The sequence below is a fragment of the Streptomyces sp. NPDC035033 genome, assembly GCF_040636735.1.
Taxonomy (GTDB): Bacteria; Actinomycetota; Actinomycetes; order Streptomycetales; family Streptomycetaceae; genus Streptomyces.
On record NZ_JBEZUZ010000072.1, the window covers coordinates 1 to 16302 of the forward strand.

A 16302-nucleotide genomic window follows, 5' to 3' on the forward strand; every position below is an offset into this window, starting at 1 on the left:
CTCCAGGGCATCCGCACCACCGCCGAGGACCGCGGCGACCCCCGGCGCCCACGACGCGGCCGTGCTGCGGGGGCTCCGGGCCCGCCTGGCGGCGCGCCTCACCCGTCGAGGCACGCCAGGAAGTCCCGTACGGCCGTCCTGACCTCCCCGGCCGTCCACTCCAGGCCCGCGGCCGCCACCGTCACCTCGGTGACGGCGGTCCCCGGCGGGCCGCCCGCGCCCGGGGCGGACCAGCGGCGGAAGAGACAGACCCCGGTCCGCTCGGTCTGGGCGAGGGAGGCCGCGGTCAGGACGTCCGGCTCGTACGGGAGCCACACCTGGAACTGGTGGGTGTGCGGCACCTCCGGACGCACCCGGAACCAGCCGGGCCCGCCCCGCGCCGCCAGCGCCTCGCGCAGCGCCGCGGCCACCACGCGCGCGTGGGCCACGTACGACGGCAGCCGGGGCAGCTCGGTGTCCAGGCCGCGCAGGGCCGCGAGCGCCACCGGGTACTGCTGGAAGAGCCGCCCCCCGTACCGGTGCAGCCAGACCCGGGCCTCCGCCACCAGGTCCTCGGGCCCGGCGAGCGCGGCCCCGGACATCCCGTCGAGGGACTTGTAGAACGACACGTAGACGCTGTCCGCGAGCCCGGCGATCTCCGCGAGCGGGCGGCCGAAACGCGTCGGGCACTCCCACAGCCGGGCGCCGTCGAAGTGGACCACGGCGTCCCGCTCCCGGGCCGCCTCCACCGTCGCGGTCAGCTCCTCCCAGGAGGGCAGCACGAAGCCCGCGTCGCGCAGCGGCAGCTCCAGCATCAGCGTCCCGAAGGGCTCCGGGTGGTCCCGCACCTCCTCGGCCGTCGGCAGCCGGGGCGCGTCGGTCGGGTGGACCGTCCGCAGCCCCGACACGGCCGCCAGGGCGCCGCCCTCGTGGAGCTCGGGGTGGGCGAGCGGGTGGAGCGCGACGACCGGGCTGCCGGTCCGCCCGGCCCAGCAGCGCAGCGCCACCTGCTGGGCCATGGTGCCGGTGGGGAAGAAGACGGCGGCGGGCATGCCCAGCTCGGCGGCGACCCGCTCCTCCAGGGCCTCCACGAGGCCGTCGCCGTACACGTCGGGGGCCTCGTCCGCGAGGCCCGCCTCCTCCGCCCACGCCAGGAGCTCGCGCAGCCGGCCGCCGGCCGTGCCGTCCACGGACGGGCGCCACAGCGAGCGGGTGGCACCGCCCCACACCCGGGCCCGGTACCGACGTGCCGCGTCCTCGTCGAGCGTCTCCGCGGCGGCCCCGCCGGCCGTCTCGCCGGGCGTCCGCGGTGGCGGCTGATCCTTGTCCATGGCGAGATCATCACACCACCGCCCGCACCCGCGCCCGTGACGGTTCGGGCGGCCGGGGGAGGGACGAAACGCTGGCGTAGCATGACCAGAAATCGTCCGGTACCCGCCGAGGACTGGAACGGAAGGCCGCACCCACCGTGAACGCACCAGCAGCGCCCGAGCCCCGGGCCGAGGACCGGCCCGCCCGGCTCACCGTCGGAGTCGTCGGCGCCGGCCGCGTCGGCCCCGCCCTCGCGGCCTCCCTCCGGCTCGCCGGGCACCGCCCCGTCGCCGTCTCCGCCGTCTCCGACGCCTCCCGGCGCCGGGCCGCCGAGCTGCTGCCGGAGGTGCCGGTGGTGGAGCCCGCGCGCGTGCTCGCCCTCGCCGACCTGGTCCTGCTCACCGTCCCGGACGATGCCCTGCCGGGCCTCGTCGAAGGACTCGCCGGGACCGGCGCCGTCCGGCCGGGACAGCTGATCGTCCACACCTCGGGGCGGTACGGGGCACGGGTCCTGGACCCGGCCCGCCGCGCGGGCGCGCTCCCGCTGGCCCTGCACCCGGCGATGACCTTCACCGGCACCGCCGTCGACGTGCAGCGGCTGGCCGGCTGCTCCTTCGGGGTGACCGCGCCGGAGGAGCTGCGGCTCGCCGCCGAGGCGCTGGTCATCGAGATGGGCGGGGAGCCCGAGTGGATCGCGGAGGAGGCCCGGCCGCTGTACCACGCGGCCCTCGCCCTCGGCGCGAACCACCTGGTCACCCTGGTGGCCCAGTCGATGGAGCTGCTCCGCACGGCCGGGGTGGCCGCCCCGGACCGGATGCTCGGCCCCCTCCTGGGCGCCGCCCTGGACAACGCGCTGCGGTCCGGCGACGCGGCCCTGACCGGCCCCGTCGCGCGCGGCGACGCCGGCACGGTCGCCGCCCACGTGGCCGAGCTCCGCAAGCACGCGCCCGGAACCGTCGCCGGCTATCTGGCGATGGCCCGCACCACCGCCGACCGGGCGCTCGCGCACGGCCTGCTCAAGCCCGAGCTGGCCCAGGACCTGCTGGGCGTCCTCGCCGCCGACACCGACACCACCGGCCCCGCCGACGGGCCCCGAGGAGACGAGCGATGAGCCTGTTCGACCGGAAGAGCCCCGCGCGGGCGGAGCTGGTCCCCACCGTGGAGGACCTGGAGTACGTGCGGTCCCACTTCGGCGGCCGGCCGGGCGAGAACGCCGTCGTCATGACCATGGGCGCCCTCCACGAGGGCCACGCCACCCTGATCCGGGCCGCCCGCGAGCGGGTCGGCGCGGGCGGCTTCGTCGTCGTCACCGTCTTCGTCAACCCGCTCCAGTTCGGGGAGGGCGAGGACCTCGACCGCTACCCGCGCACCCTCGACGCCGATCTGGAGCTGGCCTCCGCCGCCGGCGCCGACGCCGTCTTCGCCCCGGCCGTCGACGAGGTCTACCCCGGCGGCCGGCCCCAGGTCCGGATCACCGCCGGCCCCATGGGCGACCGCCTGGAGGGCGCCTCCCGGCCCGGCCACTTCGACGGCGTCCTCACCGTCGTCGCCAAGCTGCTCCACCTCACCCGGCCCGACCTGGCCTTCTTCGGCCAGAAGGACGCCCAGCAGCTGGCCGTCATCCGCCGCATGGTGACGGACCTCAACTTCCCGGTGGAGGTCGTCGGCGTCCCGACGGTCCGCGAGACCGACGGCCTCGCCCTGTCCAGCCGCAACCGCTACCTGTCGCCCGGCGAGCGGCGCACCGCGCTCGCCCTGTCCCGGGCCCTGTTCGCCGCCCGCGACCGGCTCGCCGCCCAGGAGGCGCTGCACGCGCGCGCGCTCGCCCTGCCCGGCGCCCAGGAGCGGGCCGAGACCCGGGCCGAGGCGCTGTCCCGGATCGGCGAGGCACGGGCCGCCGCCGACGCCCACGCGGTCGCGCAGGCCGCCGAGGGCGGCGGCGCCGACGCCGTGCGGGCCGCGGCCCGGGCGGTCCTGGACGAGGCCGCGAAGGCCGAGCCGCCGCTGGTCCTCGACTACCTGGCCCTGATCGACCCGGCCGACTTCACCGAGGTCGGGGACGCCCACCGGGGCGAGGCGATCCTCGCGGTCGCCGCGCGCGTGGGCACCACCCGGCTGATCGACAACATCCCGCTGACCTTCGGAGCCACCCAGGGAGCCGCCTCGTGACCGGAATACGGCTGCACGCCCCCGAGCCGGGCTGGGCCATCGACGCGGACGTCGTCGTGGTCGGTTCCGGCGTCGCCGGACTGACGGTCGCCCTGCGCTGCAGCGCCGCCGGGCTCCGTACCGTCGTCGTCACCAAGGCGAACCTGGACGACGGCTCCACGCGCTGGGCCCAGGGCGGCATCGCCGCCGCGCTCGGCGAGGGCGACACCCCGGAGCAGCACCTCGACGACACCCTCGTCGCCGGCGCCGGGCTCTGCGACGAGCCGGCCGTCCGCCTCCTCGTCACCGAGGGCCCGGACGCCGTCCGCCGCCTGATGGCCACCGGCGCCGACTTCGACCGCACCGCCGACGGCGAGATCGCCCTCACCCGCGAGGGCGGCCACCACCGCCGGCGGATCGCCCACGCGGGCGGCGACGCCACCGGGGCGGAGATCTCCCGGGCCCTGGTCGAGGCGATCCGCGCGCAGGGGGTCCGCACCATCGAGCACGCGCTCGTCCTCGACCTCCTCAAGGACGAGGAGGGCCGGACGGCGGGCGTCACCCTGCACGTCATGGGCGAGGGGCAGCACGACGGCGTCGGCGCCGTCCGCGCCCCCGCCGTGGTCCTCGCCACCGGCGGCATGGGCCAGGTCTTCTCCGCCACCACCAACCCGTCCGTCTCCACCGGCGACGGCGTCGCCCTCGCGCTGCGCGCCGGGGCCGAGGTCTCCGACCTGGAGTTCGTGCAGTTCCACCCGACCGTGCTCTTCCTCGGCGCCGGCGCGGAGGGCCAGCAGCCGCTGGTCTCCGAGGCGGTCCGCGGCGAGGGCGCCCACCTGGTGGACGCGGACGGCGTCCGCTTCATGCTCGGACAGCACGAGCTGGCCGAGCTGGCGCCCCGGGACGTCGTCGCCAAGGCGATCACCCGCCGCATGGGGGAGCAGGGCGCCGAGCACATGTACCTGGACGCCCGGCACTTCGGCGCCGAGATGTGGGAGCACCGCTTCCCGACGATCCTGGCCGCCTGCCGGGCGCACGGCATCGACCCGGTCACCGACCCGATCCCGGTCGCCCCGGCCGCCCACTACGCCTCCGGCGGCGTCCGCACCGACCTGCGCGGCCGCACCACCGTCCCCGGCCTGTACGCGTGCGGCGAGGTCGCCTGCACCGGCGTGCACGGCGCCAACCGGCTGGCCTCGAACTCGCTCCTGGAGGGCCTGGTCTTCGCCGAGCGGATCGCCGCGGACCTCGCCGAGCACGGCCCGCACCGCGAGGGCGCGCCCCGGACGGAGGCCGAGCCGACGGTCCTGGCGCTGCTCCCGCCCGAGGCCCGCCGGGAGATCCAGCGGATCATGACCCGGTACGCGGGCGTGCTGCGGTCGGCCGCGAGCCTGACGGCCGCCGCCGACGCCCTCGAAGCGCTCCGGGAGGGTGCCGAGGAGGAGCGCAAGGCCGCCGTGCCGGGCGTCGACGCCTGGGAGACCACCAACCTGCTCTGCGTGGCCCGGGTCCTGGCCGCGGCCGCCCTGGCGCGCGAGGAGACCCGCGGCTGCCACTGGCGCGAGGACCGCCCGGACCGGGACGACGAGCGGTGGCGGCGCCACCTGGTCGTCCGCCTCACGCCCGACCGCAGGCCGGTGGTGCGCACCACCGAGACCGCGGACTTTCCGCCCGTAACCCCCGAAGCCCCCAGGGAGCAGCAGCCGTGAGCACGCCCGAGGAAGCCCGTCCCGAGCCCGTGGACGTCCCTCTCATCCAGATCAGCGCCTCCGGGGAGGCCGACGGCGGCTGCGGCGACGGCTGCGGCTGCGGCGAGGAGTACGAGTGCGGGCTCGACCCCGCGCTCGCCCAGCTCCTCGCCGACGCCGGCCTCGACCCCGTCCAGGTCGAGGACATCGCCCACCTGGCGATCGCCGAGGACCTCGACGGCGGGGTGGACGTGACGACCGTGGCGACCGTCCCCGAGGACGCCGTCGCGACCGCCGACTTCGTGGCCCGGGAGGCCGGCACGGTCGCCGGACTGCGGGTGGCCGAGGCGGTCCTGTCGATCGTCTGCACCGACGAGTTCGAGGTCGAGCGGCACCGCGAGGACGGCGAGCGCGTCGAGCCCGGCGACCTGCTGCTCAGCGTCACCGCCCGGACCCGTGACCTGCTCACCGGCGAGCGCAGCGCGCTGAACATCCTGTGCCGGCTCTCCGGCATCGCCACCGCCACGCGCGCGTGGGCGGACGCCCTGGAGGGCACGAAGGCCAAGGTCCGCGACACCCGCAAGACGACGCCGGGCCTGCGCGCCCTGGAGAAGTACGCGGTCCGCTGCGGCGGCGGCGTCAACCACCGGATGTCGCTCTCGGACGCGGCGCTGGTGAAGGACAACCACGTGGTGGCGGCCGGCGGTGTCGCCGAGGCGTTCCAGGCGGTCCGGGAGGCGTTCCCGGAGGTGCCGATCGAGGTCGAGGTCGACACCCTGCACCAGGTCCGCGAGGTGCTGGACGCGGGCGCCGACCTGATCCTGCTGGACAACTTCACCCCGGACGAGACCGAGGAGGCCGTGGCCCTGGTCGCCGGCCGCGCGGTCCTGGAGTCCTCCGGCCGGCTGACCCTGGAGAACGCGGCGGCGTACGCGGCGACCGGCGTGGACTACCTGGCGGTCGGCGGCCTCACGCACTCCTCCCCGATCCTCGACATCGGCCTGGACCTGCGCGAGGTGCGCGGCTGATGCTGCTCACCATCAACGTCGGCAACACGCACACGGTCCTCGGGCTCTTCGACGGCGAGGAGATCGTCGAGCACTGGCGGGTCTCCACGGATCCCAGCAGGACCGCCGACGAGATGGCGGTCCTGCTCCAGGGCCTGATGGGCATGCACCCCCTGCTCGGCGCCGAGCTGAGCGACGGCATCGAGGGGATCGCGATCTGCGCGACGGTCCCCTCGGTGCTGCACGAGCTGCGCGAGGTGACCCGGCGCTACTACGGGGACGTGCCGGCGGTCCTCGTGGGACCCGGCGTGAAGACGGGCGTGCCCATCCTCACGGACAACCCGAAGGAGGTCGGCGCGGACCGCGTGGTCAACGCGGTCGCGGCGGTGGAGCTCTACGGCGGCCCCGCGATCGTGGTCGACTTCGGCACCGCGACGACCTTCGAGGCGGTCACCGCGCGCGGCGAGTACGCGGGCGGCGCGATCGCCCCGGGGATCGAGATCTCGGTCGAGGCGCTCGGCGTGAAGGGCGCGATGCTCCGCAAGGTCGAGCTGGTCCGGCCGCGCAGCGTGATCGGGAAGAACACGGTGGAGGCGATGCAGTCGGGCGTCGTCTTCGGTTACGCGGGCCAGGTCGACGGCGTGGTCGCGCGGATGAAGCGGGAGCTGGTCGGGCCGGACGGCGACCCCTCGGACGTCACGGTGATCGCGACGGGCGGGCTGGCGCCGGTGGTCCTCGGGGACGCGAAGGAGATCGACGAGCACGAGCCCTGGCTGACCCTGATCGGGCTGCGGCTGGTGTACGAGCGGAACGTCTCCCGCATGTGACCGCGGATGATCACGTGCGACCGATCGTGATCATCCGTCGTACGTGATCTCGGGGGCGGGAATCCGCAGGTGAGGGGGGCCGGAGGCCGACGCGCCGGATGATCGCTAAGCGAAAATTGTCCGATTAGCGCGTATCGTCGGCCCATGCCCACGCCATACGGAACCCGCGGCGGCATGGCGTTCAGCGCGGACGAGCTGCGTGTGCTCCGCCGTGCCCTCGCCAACGCCCTCCACCCCGCCCCCCTCCCGGAGGAGGACGTCCGCGACGCCCTCCGCCTGGCCGATTCCGTGGACGAGGCCGTGCGCGAGGCCGGCCGGCTGCGCGCCTTCCTCCTCGACGACCTGGCCCGCTACCGCGAGGCCCTCCCCGGCTCGCTCGGCGGCTACCTGGAGCTCCTGGAGGGCGCCCTGGCCGACGGCTACGACCCCGGCGCCGACGACCTCGCCGCCCTGCGGGCCCTGCGCGGCAACCCCGCCGCCGCCCGGCTGCTCGCCCGCTGCCAGGCCCTCGCCGAGCGTTCCGTGCGCGCCCGCCTCGCCCGGGTCTCCGGCACCGCCGCCCCGGCGGCCGCCTCCCGGGCCCGGCTGCTCGCCCTGCCCGGCGGCCGCGCGGCCGGGGAGCCCCGCCCCAAGCCGTCGACCCCCGCGCCGGCCGAGCGCCCGGTGCCCAAACCCTCCGAGGTCTTCCCGCCGCGCCGCCGCCCCGTACCCCCGCCCCCGCCCGAGGAGCGGGCCGCGGGCTAGCTACCCTGGTCGCCATGGACTACGTATCCGCGCTTTTGCCCCCCGTCGTGATGGCTGCGTTCTTCATCGCCCTGATCGTCGTGATCGTCAAGACGCAGGGCGGCCCCAACAAGGCCAAGGAGGACGCGGCGGTCGACGAGGCCCTCGCCCGCGCGGAGGCCACCCGCCAGGCGGACGGCTCCTCCTCGTAGGACCCCCGGCACCCGAAGGGCGCACGACCGTCACGGTCGTGCGCCCTTTTTGTCGAGTTCGGTCCCTCAATGGCCCTTATCTCCCGCTTCTCCCACTAGGGTGAAGCCGTGCCCCGTCCCTTGGGAGAACTCGAAGACGCCGTCATGACGCGCATCTGGCAATGGAACCGCCCGGTGACCGTCCGGGAAGTCCTGGAAGACCTCCAGCAGGAACGCTCCATCGCCTACACCACCGTCATGACCGTCCTCGACAATCTCCATCAGAAGGGCTGGGTGCGCAGGGAAGTCGAAGGCCGCGCCTATCGATATACGGCGGTCTCCACCCGCGCCGCCTACTCGGCCGCACTGATGAACGAAGCCTGGGCGCAGAGCGACAACCCGGCGGCCGCCCTGGTCGCCTTCTTCGGGATGATGTCCCCGGAACAGCGCGAGTCCCTGAACGACGCCATCCGGATCGTCCAGCGCGACAACCCGCTTCCCCCCGCGCCGGAGGAGGGCGGAGAAGAACCGGCGGCCTCCTAGCGGTACCGTCCCCCCATGTCGAAAGCCGTCACCGTACGCCGCGCCCGCACCTCCGACGTCGCCGCCGTCCGGCGCCTGGTCGACCCCTACGCGCGCCGCGGCATCCTCCTCGACAAGGCCACGGTGACCCTTTACGAGGACATCCAGGAGTTCTGGGTCGCGGAACGCGACGAGGACGCCGAGGTCGTCGGAGTCGGCGCCCTGCACGTCATGTGGGAAGACCTCGCGGAAGTCCGCACACTCGCCGTCGATCCCGAGTTCAAGGGCGCCGGCGTCGGTCATCGGCTGCTCACCAAGTTGTTGGAGACCGCCCGCTGGCTCGGCGTCCGCCGGGTTTTCTGTCTCACCTTCGAAGTGGACTTCTTCGCGAAGCACGGCTTCGTCGAGATCGGCGAGACCCCGGTCGACGGAGATGTCTACAGCGAGCTCCTCCGTTCCTATGACGAGGGCGTCGCCGAGTTCCTCGGTCTCGAACGAGTGAAGCCGAACACCTTGGGCAACAGCCGGATGCTTCTGCACCTCTGACCGGAAGCCCGGGGGGAACCCGGGCGGAACCCTATGTCCGAATCGCGCACGTTTCCCGCGTTGCCGGGCTTCCGAACCTCTGCCAGGGGTTTGTGTTTTTCAGGGAAAAGCGGTTTCCTTTCCGCGTACTGCATTTTCGATGAAAGGAAATCCGGTGGCACAGAAGGTTCAGGTCCTTCTTGTCGACGACCTCGACGGCGTCGAAGCGGACGAGACCGTGACGTTCGCGCTGGACGGCAAGACCTACGAGATCGACCTCACCACCGCCAACGCGGAAAAGCTCCGTGGCCTGCTCGAGCCGTACACCACGAACGGGCGCCGCACCGGCGGCCGCACCACCACGGGCCGCGGAAAGGGCCGTGTCGCCGCCGCCGGCAGCCCGGACACGGCGAAGATCCGCGCCTGGGCCAAGGAGAACGGCTACGAGGTCAACGACCGCGGCCGCGTCCCCGCGCACGTGAAGGCGGCCTACGAGGACGCGAACCGCTGAGGCGTCCCCCGCTGAGCCGCCGGCCCGCCGGCACCCGCGCTCAGCAGTCGCAGCCGATGGCACTCCACCGCGGCCGCGGCCACCAGACGCGTCAGACACGGGGCCCCCGCACGGCCCCACGGCCCGGACCGCGGAGCCGGCAGCGAGGCCTCCACCTCGCGCCCCGGCTCGGGGGCCCGCAGCCACACGGCGGCGCCCGGCGCGCCGGATCCGTCCCGGCCCGGAGGCAGGGGAGCGGTCATCCGGCCGTCGGCGCCCAGCACCGCGAGATCCAGTGAGATCCCGCCCCACTCCAGCCACTCCAGCAGGCCGGGGAGCTCCTCCGCGCTCCCCGCGGCCACCAGGAGCCGCATGCGGCGCCCCATCAGGGCCACCGGCCCCGTCGCCGCGCCCACCCGGCGCAGCACCCTCCGGCCGGCCTCCGCGGGCAGCTCCAGCACGTCGAAGCGGAGCCCCGTCACCAGCTGCACCGGCGGGCCCGGCACCGTCGCCCAGCCGAGCTCCCGCTCGTACCAGAGCGCGAGCTCCCCGCCGCCGTCGATCGGCGACCGGGGGAGCGGGACGGTGAAGGGCATGCCCGGGGAACTCCCGCGGGGCGGAGGAGGTTACGGCCCCGGGCGCGACCGGTGACGTAACGTTCCGGTCCGGGGACCCGAGGTGTCCGGGAATGGGGTGTACGAGTGCATTCGACGCCGCAATGTTGTTCGCTGGTAGCGGAGGGACCCCGGGTGCGCCGCATGGAGTGTCGGACCCTACGGGTAAGACATTCCTAGTGGAGAGGGGTGACTCGCCGGCCCGAGCCGTCTCACGTTCGCCATCGGCGTACTCAAGGCGGGGGTAACCGCTTGGCCTGCGGGAACATCGTCTCGCACCATCGAGTTGGAGCATTTGTCGGCTGTTCGGCAGCGGGCCACCCCACGGACAAGGGGGTGATCCGGACGGATGTCGGCAGTTGGAATGAGCGGTCCCCGCTTGCGGGACTAAGCTGCGGAAGGACAGGGAGGGGATCGACCCCTAACTGACTGACCGCTCTGAGGAGCGATTAACGATGTTCGAGAGGTTCACCGACCGCGCGCGGCGGGTTGTCGTCCTGGCTCAGGAAGAAGCCCGGATGCTCAACCACAACTACATCGGCACCGAGCACATCCTTCTGGGCCTTATCCACGAGGGTGAGGGTGTCGCCGCTAAGGCCCTGGAGAGCCTCGGGATTTCGCTCGAGGCGGTCCGCCAGCAGGTTGAGGAGATCATCGGACAGGGGCAGCAGGCCCCGTCCGGGCACATCCCCTTCACCCCGCGTGCCAAGAAGGTCCTGGAGCTGTCGCTCCGCGAGGCCCTCCAGCTCGGCCACAACTACATCGGCACGGAGCACATCCTGCTCGGCCTGATCCGCGAGGGCGAGGGCGTCGCCGCCCAGGTCCTCGTGAAGCTGGGCGCCGATCTCAACCGGGTCCGGCAGCAGGTGATCCAGCTGCTCTCCGGCTACCAGGGCAAGGAAGCCGCCACCGCCGGCGGCCCTGCCGAGGGCACCCCCTCGACGTCCCTGGTCCTCGACCAGTTCGGCCGCAACCTCACCCAGGCGGCCCGCGAGTCCAAGCTCGACCCGGTCATCGGGCGCGAGAAGGAGATCGAGCGGGTCATGCAGGTGCTGTCCCGCCGCACCAAGAACAACCCGGTCCTCATCGGCGAGCCCGGCGTCGGCAAGACCGCCGTCGTCGAGGGCCTGGCGCAGGCCATCGTCAAGGGCGAGGTGCCCGAGACCCTCAAGGACAAGCACCTCTACACCCTGGACCTCGGCGCGCTGGTCGCCGGCTCCCGCTACCGCGGTGACTTCGAGGAGCGCCTGAAGAAGGTCCTCAAGGAGATCCGCACCCGCGGCGACATCATCCTGTTCATCGACGAGCTCCACACCCTGGTGGGTGCGGGCGCCGCCGAGGGCGCGATCGACGCCGCCAGCATCCTCAAGCCGATGCTGGCCCGCGGCGAGCTCCAGACCATCGGTGCCACCACGCTCGACGAGTACCGCAAGTACCTGGAGAAGGACGCCGCCCTGGAGCGCCGCTTCCAGCCCATCCAGGTCGCCGAGCCGTCGCTGCCGCACACCATCGAGATCCTCAAGGGTCTGCGCGACCGGTACGAGGCGCACCACCGCGTCTCCATCACCGACGAGGCCCTCGTCCAGGCCGCGACCCTGGCCGACCGGTACATCTCGGACCGCTTCCTCCCGGACAAGGCGATCGACCTGATCGACGAGGCCGGCTCCCGGATGCGCATCCGCCGGATGACCGCGCCGCCGGACCTCCGCGAGTTCGACGAGAAGATCGCCGGCGTCCGCCGCGACAAGGAGTCCGCGATCGACTCGCAGGACTTCGAGAAGGCCGCGTCCCTGCGCGACAAGGAGAAGCAGCTCCTCGCCGCGAAGGCCAAGCGGGAGAAGGAGTGGAAGGCCGGCGACATGGACGTCGTCGCCGAGGTCGACGGCGAGCTGATCGCCGAGGTCCTCGCGACCGCCACCGGCATCCCGGTCTTCAAGCTGACCGAGGAGGAGTCCTCGCGTCTGCTCCGCATGGAGGACGAGCTCCACAAGCGCGTCATCGGCCAGAAGGACGCCGTCATCGGCCTCTCGCGGGCGATCCGCCGCACGCGCGCCGGCCTGAAGGACCCGAAGCGTCCCGGTGGCTCGTTCATCTTCGCCGGTCCGTCCGGTGTCGGTAAGACCGAGCTGTCCAAGGCGCTCGCCGAATTCCTCTTCGGCGACGAGGACGCGATGATCTCCCTCGACATGTCGGAGTTCAGCGAGAAGCACACGGTTTCCCGTCTCTTCGGTTCGCCGCCCGGATACGTCGGCTACGAAGAGGGCGGCCAGCTCACCGAGAAGGTGCGCCGCAAGCCGTTCTCCGTCGTCCTCTTCGACGAGGTCGAGAAGGCCCACCCCGATATCTTCAATTCCCTGCTCCAGATCCTGGAGGACGGTCGCCTGACCGACTCCCAGGGCCGGGTCGTGGACTTCAAGAACACGGTCATCATCATGACGACCAACCTCGGGACCAGGGACATCTCGAAGGGCTTCAACCTGGGCTTCGCCGCCCAGGGCGACACGAAGTCCAACTACGAGCGGATGAAGGCGAAGGTCAGCGAGGAGCTGAAGCAGCACTTCCGCCCCGAGTTCCTCAACCGCGTGGACGACATCATCGTCTTCCCGCAGCTGACCCAGGACGACATCCTCCAGATCGTCGACCTGATGATCGGCCGCGTGGACGAGCGCCTCAAGGACCGGGACATGGGCATCGAGCTCTCCCAGACCGCGAAGGAGCTCCTGGCGAAGAAGGGCTACGACCCGGTCCTGGGCGCGCGCCCGCTCCGCCGGACGATCCAGCGCGAGATCGAGGACACCCTCTCCGAGAAGATCCTCTTCGGCGACCTCCGCCCCGGCCACATCGTGGTCGTGGACACGGAGGGCGAGGGCGAGGAGCGCAAGTTCACCTTCCGCGGCGAGGAGAAGTCGGCCCTCCCGGACGCGCCTCCGGTCGCGGCGGGCGAGTCGGGCGGCCCGAACCTCTCGAAGGACGCGTGACGCACGCGCTGAGCGTGGAGCGGTCTTAAGGGGCGGTCCCGGAACCATCAGGTTCCGGGACCGCCCCTTTCCAGCGCCCCAGGACCTCGACGTGCGGGGGGAGGTGCTCGGCGCCTGCCAGCGGCACGTGGAGGGCGACCACCTCCCGCAGGCCGGGAAAGACCCGGGCCAGGGGGGTTCCGGCGTGGACCGAGCCGAGGTGGAGGGTCGTCACCGAGGGCAGGGCGAGCCCTTCCGGGCAGGTGGCGATGACGTCCGGCTCCACGGCCAGGGACTCCAGGCGGCCCAGGCCGGCCAGTGCCCGCCAGTACTCCTCGTACCGGGGGGTCGGCCACCACACCGAGAGGTGGCGCAGGTCCGGGTAGCGGCGGAGTCCGGCGAGGTCGTCGTCGGGGAGGAAGCTGAAGTACAGCTCGCGCAGGGGCGCCGCCGGCAGATCGGCCAGCTTCCACGTCAGGCCGTCCGGCAGGAGGAGGGAGAGCGTTTCGAGGTTCTCCTGCCGGCTCAGGGCGGCGGGGAAGGCGTGCCCGGCGCCCCGGGTGACGATCAGCGCCTTGAGGTCGCAGCGGTCCAGCAGCGCCGCCACGCGCTCGTCCCCCACCCGCTCGCCGATCTCCAGGCGGCGCGGGGCGATCCCGAGCCGGAGCAGTTCGTCCGCCTGCTCGTCGTCGGAGGCGAGGTACCGCAGGTCCGCGGGGTTCAGCCGGGCGATGACCTCCTCCGCGTACGGGCGGGTGTCGAAGCGCTTCCAGGCCCAGACGAGCTGGGCCCGGACGTCCAGGGACGGGTGGTCGGCGAAGCGCGTCAGGTACAGGATCGCCGCGTCGCCCGGGATGTGGCTCGCGGCGATCACCGCCATCTCCGCCGCTTCGTCGTCCAGCCCCTCCGGGCCGGGCAGCAGGTCGAGGGCCATGCCGTCGGCCGCCGCCAGTTCCCGGGCCTCGTGCGGCGTGCGCGGCGGGACGATCCTCTCCGTACGCCGCAGGATCTCCGCACGGATCTCCGGAGCGACTTCCGTCGCGTGTCCGAGGGCGGTGGCCGCCAGCAGCACCAGGCGCAGGCGGGTGCGGCGCGTGGCGGCCGCGTCCGCCGCCGTCAGCAGTTCCCGCAGGATCTCCGCCGCCTCGCGGGGGCGGGCGTGGCCGACGGCCATGCGGATGACGTCCTCCCAGCGGTCGTCCGCCGCGTGGCGGACGAGGACGCCGATGTCCCAGTGGTCGACCAGGGCCTTGGCCGCCAGGTAGTCCTGGAAGGTGCGGTGGACGAAGTCGACCGTGTCGGCGGTGGGCTCGCGGAGGAGGCCGCTGCGGTGGAGGAGGTGGGTGAAGACCTGGTCCGGGGTGTGGTCCGTGAGGCCCATCGCCGGGAGGGCCTCGGTGACCAGGGACCGCGCGTGGGCGCGGTCCATGACGAGGCGGTCGTTGAGCGTCAGCCAGTACGCCAGGCGCTGGACGAGCTGGATCTGGGGCGCCTCGTCCAGGTCCACGCCGTAGGGCGCGCCCATGCCGCGCTCGCGGTCGCGGCGGGCGAGGAGCAGGGAGAGGGCCGCGTCGTAGAGGGGCTTGCGGCCGCGGGGGAGGTAGCCGCGGCGGTCGTGGTGGAGGGCGCAGATCAGGCCGCACATGAGGGGGTTCGTCGCCAGCTGGGCCACGTGTTCCGTGGTGCGGAGGGAGTCCAGGAGCCGCTGTTCGTACGGTGCCGCCGAGGGGCCCGCCGCGCGGTGCCAGCGGCGGACGAAGGTGGTGACCTCGGCGGGGGACATCGGCGCGAGGGTCAGCTCGGTGAAGCCGTCGCGGGCCAGCCAGTCGTCGCGTACGGCGGTGGGGCGGGAGGTCACGAGCCAGCGGTTGCCCTCCCCGTACGCGTCGAGCAGCCCGCGCAGCCACTCGCGGGCCCGGCCGCGCTCGGCCTCGGGGATCTCGTCGATGCCGTCGACGAGGACCAGGCCCCGGCCGGCGGCCAGCACGCGGTCGGCCCAGCCGTCGGGCGGGGTGAGCGGGCAGCCGGCGGCGGAGAGGAAGCGCCCGGCGTCGGGGAGCCGCTCGCCGTGGCGGGTGAGGGTCCGCAGGGGGAGGACGAGGGGGACGCGACCGTACAGGTACGCCATCCCGTCCACGGGGTCCGCCGCGCAGGCGGCGACCGTCAGCCACTGGACGAGGGTCGTCTTGCCGGAGCCGGCCTGGCCCCGGAGCAGGATCCGGTCGTGGGCCGCGAGGGCGAGGTCGGCGCGGAGGGAGGCGTACGGCCGGTGGCCGGCGTGTTCCTGGTGGTCGCGGTGGGGGCCGCGGTCCTCGCCCGCCGCCTCCAGGGAGAGGTAGGCCACGTCGAGGGGCCACTCCGCCGCCGCGTCGCGCAGGTCGAGGCCGTAGATCGTCAGCCGGCCGTGCTTCTTCGCCAGGTGTGCCAGGTAGCGGCGTTCGAAGGCGGCGTCCTCGGCGAGCGGGCCGGGGTGCGCCGCCGCCATCGCGTCGAGCTTCGCGGAGATCCGGGCCTGGCCGCGGGTCTGTTCCACGAGGGTGCGGGCGACGAAGGAGGGGCGCTGGGTGAAGAACTCCAGGATGTGGCGGCAGGCCGCCTCGGTGATGGTCTCCAGGTGGAGGACCGCGTCCGCGGAGAGGCCGTCGGGGGCGGGCGCGGCGGCGCGCAGCCGCCGGGCGAGGGCGCGGTGGCCGAGGTGGACGGCCTGGGCGTCGTCCATGTCGAGGTCGCCGAGGGCCAGCAGGTTCGCGGCGAGCGCGTCGGTGACGGCCTCGGTCTCGTCGGCGGGGAAGGGGGCCTCGCCGGGGCCCTCGACGGTCCGCGCGACCAGTGTCGCGGCCAGTTTCCGGACGTCCTTCTCGGTGAGGGTGCGCTTCTCGCCGCGGAAGGAGAGGAGCGAGGCGAGCCGTACGGGCCGCTCGGCGCCGGTGAGGCCGGCCCCGGGGACGTCCCGGGCCAGCAGTTTCCTCAGCAGCGGGCCGATGGCGGCCGACGCGAGCCGGGTGCCGATGAGTGCCGGTTCCATGCCTGTCCCCCCGTACGTCCCCGATGCGGTCAGCCTAGTGCGGGACGGCCCGCGGAGGGCCGCGATCGCGTGACCCAGGTCCCATCGGCGGGGGCCGCGCGGTGACAAGGCGCACAGGGGTTTCGAGGGGTACTAGTCGGGATCGTAGGTTTATAACGGACTATTCGGGACGTTCACGAGTCAACCACCGGGACCTCGGTCCCGAACCGCCCGAATCGGGCGTCGCACCGCCTTTCCGGGCTTTCCCAGCCCGGTCGACGTGCGGCTAAACCTGGAAACTTCAGGCGTTATGTCC

At 73.5% G+C, this 16302-nt stretch carries 14 protein-coding genes; 11 read left to right on the forward strand and 3 right to left on the reverse strand.

Annotation, left to right across the window (positions count from 1 at the left end; all coding sequences use genetic code 11):
* Positions 1–98: 98 nt before the first annotated feature.
* Positions 99–1310 carry a beta-eliminating lyase-related protein gene (locus AB0E83_RS25385; RefSeq protein WP_362116201.1) on the reverse strand — a complete coding sequence of 404 codons (1212 nt, stop codon included), beginning with the start codon at positions 1308–1310 and terminating at the stop codon, positions 99–101.
* A gap of 137 nt (positions 1311–1447) precedes the next feature.
* Between AB0E83_RS25385 and AB0E83_RS25390 the strand changes: the two genes are divergently transcribed.
* The 10 genes from AB0E83_RS25390 to AB0E83_RS25435 all read left to right on the forward strand — a co-directional run bounded on the left by AB0E83_RS25390 (position 1448) and on the right by AB0E83_RS25435 (position 9432).
* Positions 1448–2401, forward strand: coding sequence for a DUF2520 domain-containing protein (locus tag AB0E83_RS25390; RefSeq protein ID WP_362116204.1), 954 nt, complete (start codon positions 1448–1450; stop codon positions 2399–2401).
* Positions 2398–3459, forward strand: coding sequence for a pantoate--beta-alanine ligase (gene panC / locus AB0E83_RS25395; RefSeq protein WP_362116207.1), 1062 nt, complete (start codon positions 2398–2400; stop codon positions 3457–3459). Before AB0E83_RS25390 ends, panC begins: the two co-directional genes overlap by 4 nt.
* Positions 3456–5147 carry an L-aspartate oxidase gene (locus tag AB0E83_RS25400; protein ID WP_362116210.1) on the forward strand — a complete coding sequence of 564 codons (1692 nt, stop codon included), beginning with the start codon at positions 3456–3458 and terminating at the stop codon, positions 5145–5147. Before panC ends, AB0E83_RS25400 begins: the two co-directional genes overlap by 4 nt.
* Positions 5144–6154: a carboxylating nicotinate-nucleotide diphosphorylase gene (nadC, locus tag AB0E83_RS25405; RefSeq protein WP_362116213.1), complete on the forward strand. Its 1011-nt coding sequence runs from the start codon at positions 5144–5146 to the stop codon at positions 6152–6154. Before AB0E83_RS25400 ends, nadC begins: the two co-directional genes overlap by 4 nt.
* The gene (locus AB0E83_RS25410) at positions 6154–6960 is read left to right on the forward strand and encodes a type III pantothenate kinase (RefSeq protein ID WP_362116216.1); all 807 of its coding nucleotides are present in this window, start codon (positions 6154–6156) and stop codon (positions 6958–6960) included. Before nadC ends, AB0E83_RS25410 begins: the two co-directional genes overlap by 1 nt.
* Before the next feature lie 174 nt (positions 6961–7134).
* Positions 7135–7704 carry a hypothetical protein gene (locus AB0E83_RS25415; RefSeq protein ID WP_362116301.1) on the forward strand — a complete coding sequence of 190 codons (570 nt, stop codon included), beginning with the start codon at positions 7135–7137 and terminating at the stop codon, positions 7702–7704.
* 14 nt (positions 7705–7718) lie between these two features.
* On the forward strand, positions 7719–7895 hold the full coding sequence (locus AB0E83_RS25420; protein WP_362116219.1) for a hypothetical protein: 177 nt from the start codon (positions 7719–7721) through the stop codon (positions 7893–7895).
* A gap of 108 nt (positions 7896–8003) precedes the next feature.
* On the forward strand, positions 8004–8417 hold the full coding sequence (locus tag AB0E83_RS25425; protein ID WP_362116222.1) for a BlaI/MecI/CopY family transcriptional regulator: 414 nt from the start codon (positions 8004–8006) through the stop codon (positions 8415–8417).
* A 15-nt stretch (positions 8418–8432) separates the two neighbouring features.
* The gene (locus AB0E83_RS25430) at positions 8433–8942 is read left to right on the forward strand and encodes an amino-acid N-acetyltransferase (RefSeq protein ID WP_362116225.1); all 510 of its coding nucleotides are present in this window, start codon (positions 8433–8435) and stop codon (positions 8940–8942) included.
* A 154-nt stretch (positions 8943–9096) separates the two neighbouring features.
* Positions 9097–9432, forward strand: a complete 336-nt coding sequence (locus AB0E83_RS25435) for an Lsr2 family protein (protein ID WP_362116228.1) — start codon at positions 9097–9099, stop codon at positions 9430–9432.
* On the opposite strand, the gene AB0E83_RS25440 is transcribed toward AB0E83_RS25435, so the two are convergent.
* Positions 9411–10007: an SCO3374 family protein gene (locus AB0E83_RS25440; protein ID WP_362116231.1), complete on the reverse strand. Its 597-nt coding sequence runs from the start codon at positions 10005–10007 to the stop codon at positions 9411–9413. The two genes, AB0E83_RS25435 and AB0E83_RS25440, sit on opposite strands and share 22 nt — an antisense overlap.
* A 473-nt stretch (positions 10008–10480) precedes the next feature.
* Between AB0E83_RS25440 and AB0E83_RS25445 the strand changes: the two genes are divergently transcribed.
* Positions 10481–13003: an ATP-dependent Clp protease ATP-binding subunit gene (locus tag AB0E83_RS25445; RefSeq protein ID WP_362116234.1), complete on the forward strand. Its 2523-nt coding sequence runs from the start codon at positions 10481–10483 to the stop codon at positions 13001–13003.
* A gap of 25 nt (positions 13004–13028) precedes the next feature.
* Here AB0E83_RS25445 and AB0E83_RS25450 read toward each other — a convergent pair whose 3' ends face one another.
* The gene (locus AB0E83_RS25450; RefSeq protein WP_362116237.1) at positions 13029–16007 is read right to left on the reverse strand and encodes an NACHT domain-containing protein; all 2979 of its coding nucleotides are present in this window, start codon (positions 16005–16007) and stop codon (positions 13029–13031) included.
* Positions 16008–16302: the final 295 nt, after the last annotated feature.

What these genes read in the sequence shown, in the direction of transcription:
- AB0E83_RS25410 (WP_362116216.1), top strand. Translation starts at nt 6,154, where the DNA reads ATGCTGCTCACCATCAACGTCGGCAACACGCACACGGTCCTCGGGCTC.
- AB0E83_RS25385 (WP_362116201.1), bottom strand. Translation starts at nt 1,310, where the DNA reads ATGGACAAGGATCAGCCGCCACCGCGGACGCCCGGCGAGACGGCCGGC.
- AB0E83_RS25430 (WP_362116225.1), top strand. Translation starts at nt 8,433, where the DNA reads ATGTCGAAAGCCGTCACCGTACGCCGCGCCCGCACCTCCGACGTCGCC.
- AB0E83_RS25450 (WP_362116237.1), bottom strand. Translation starts at nt 16,007, where the DNA reads ATGGAACCGGCACTCATCGGCACCCGGCTCGCGTCGGCCGCCATCGGC.
- AB0E83_RS25420 (WP_362116219.1), top strand. Translation starts at nt 7,719, where the DNA reads ATGGACTACGTATCCGCGCTTTTGCCCCCCGTCGTGATGGCTGCGTTC.
- AB0E83_RS25445 (WP_362116234.1), top strand. Translation starts at nt 10,481, where the DNA reads ATGTTCGAGAGGTTCACCGACCGCGCGCGGCGGGTTGTCGTCCTGGCT.
- AB0E83_RS25415 (WP_362116301.1), top strand. Translation starts at nt 7,135, where the DNA reads ATGGCGTTCAGCGCGGACGAGCTGCGTGTGCTCCGCCGTGCCCTCGCC.
- AB0E83_RS25440 (WP_362116231.1), bottom strand. Translation starts at nt 10,007, where the DNA reads ATGCCCTTCACCGTCCCGCTCCCCCGGTCGCCGATCGACGGCGGCGGG.
- panC (WP_362116207.1), top strand. Translation starts at nt 2,398, where the DNA reads ATGAGCCTGTTCGACCGGAAGAGCCCCGCGCGGGCGGAGCTGGTCCCC.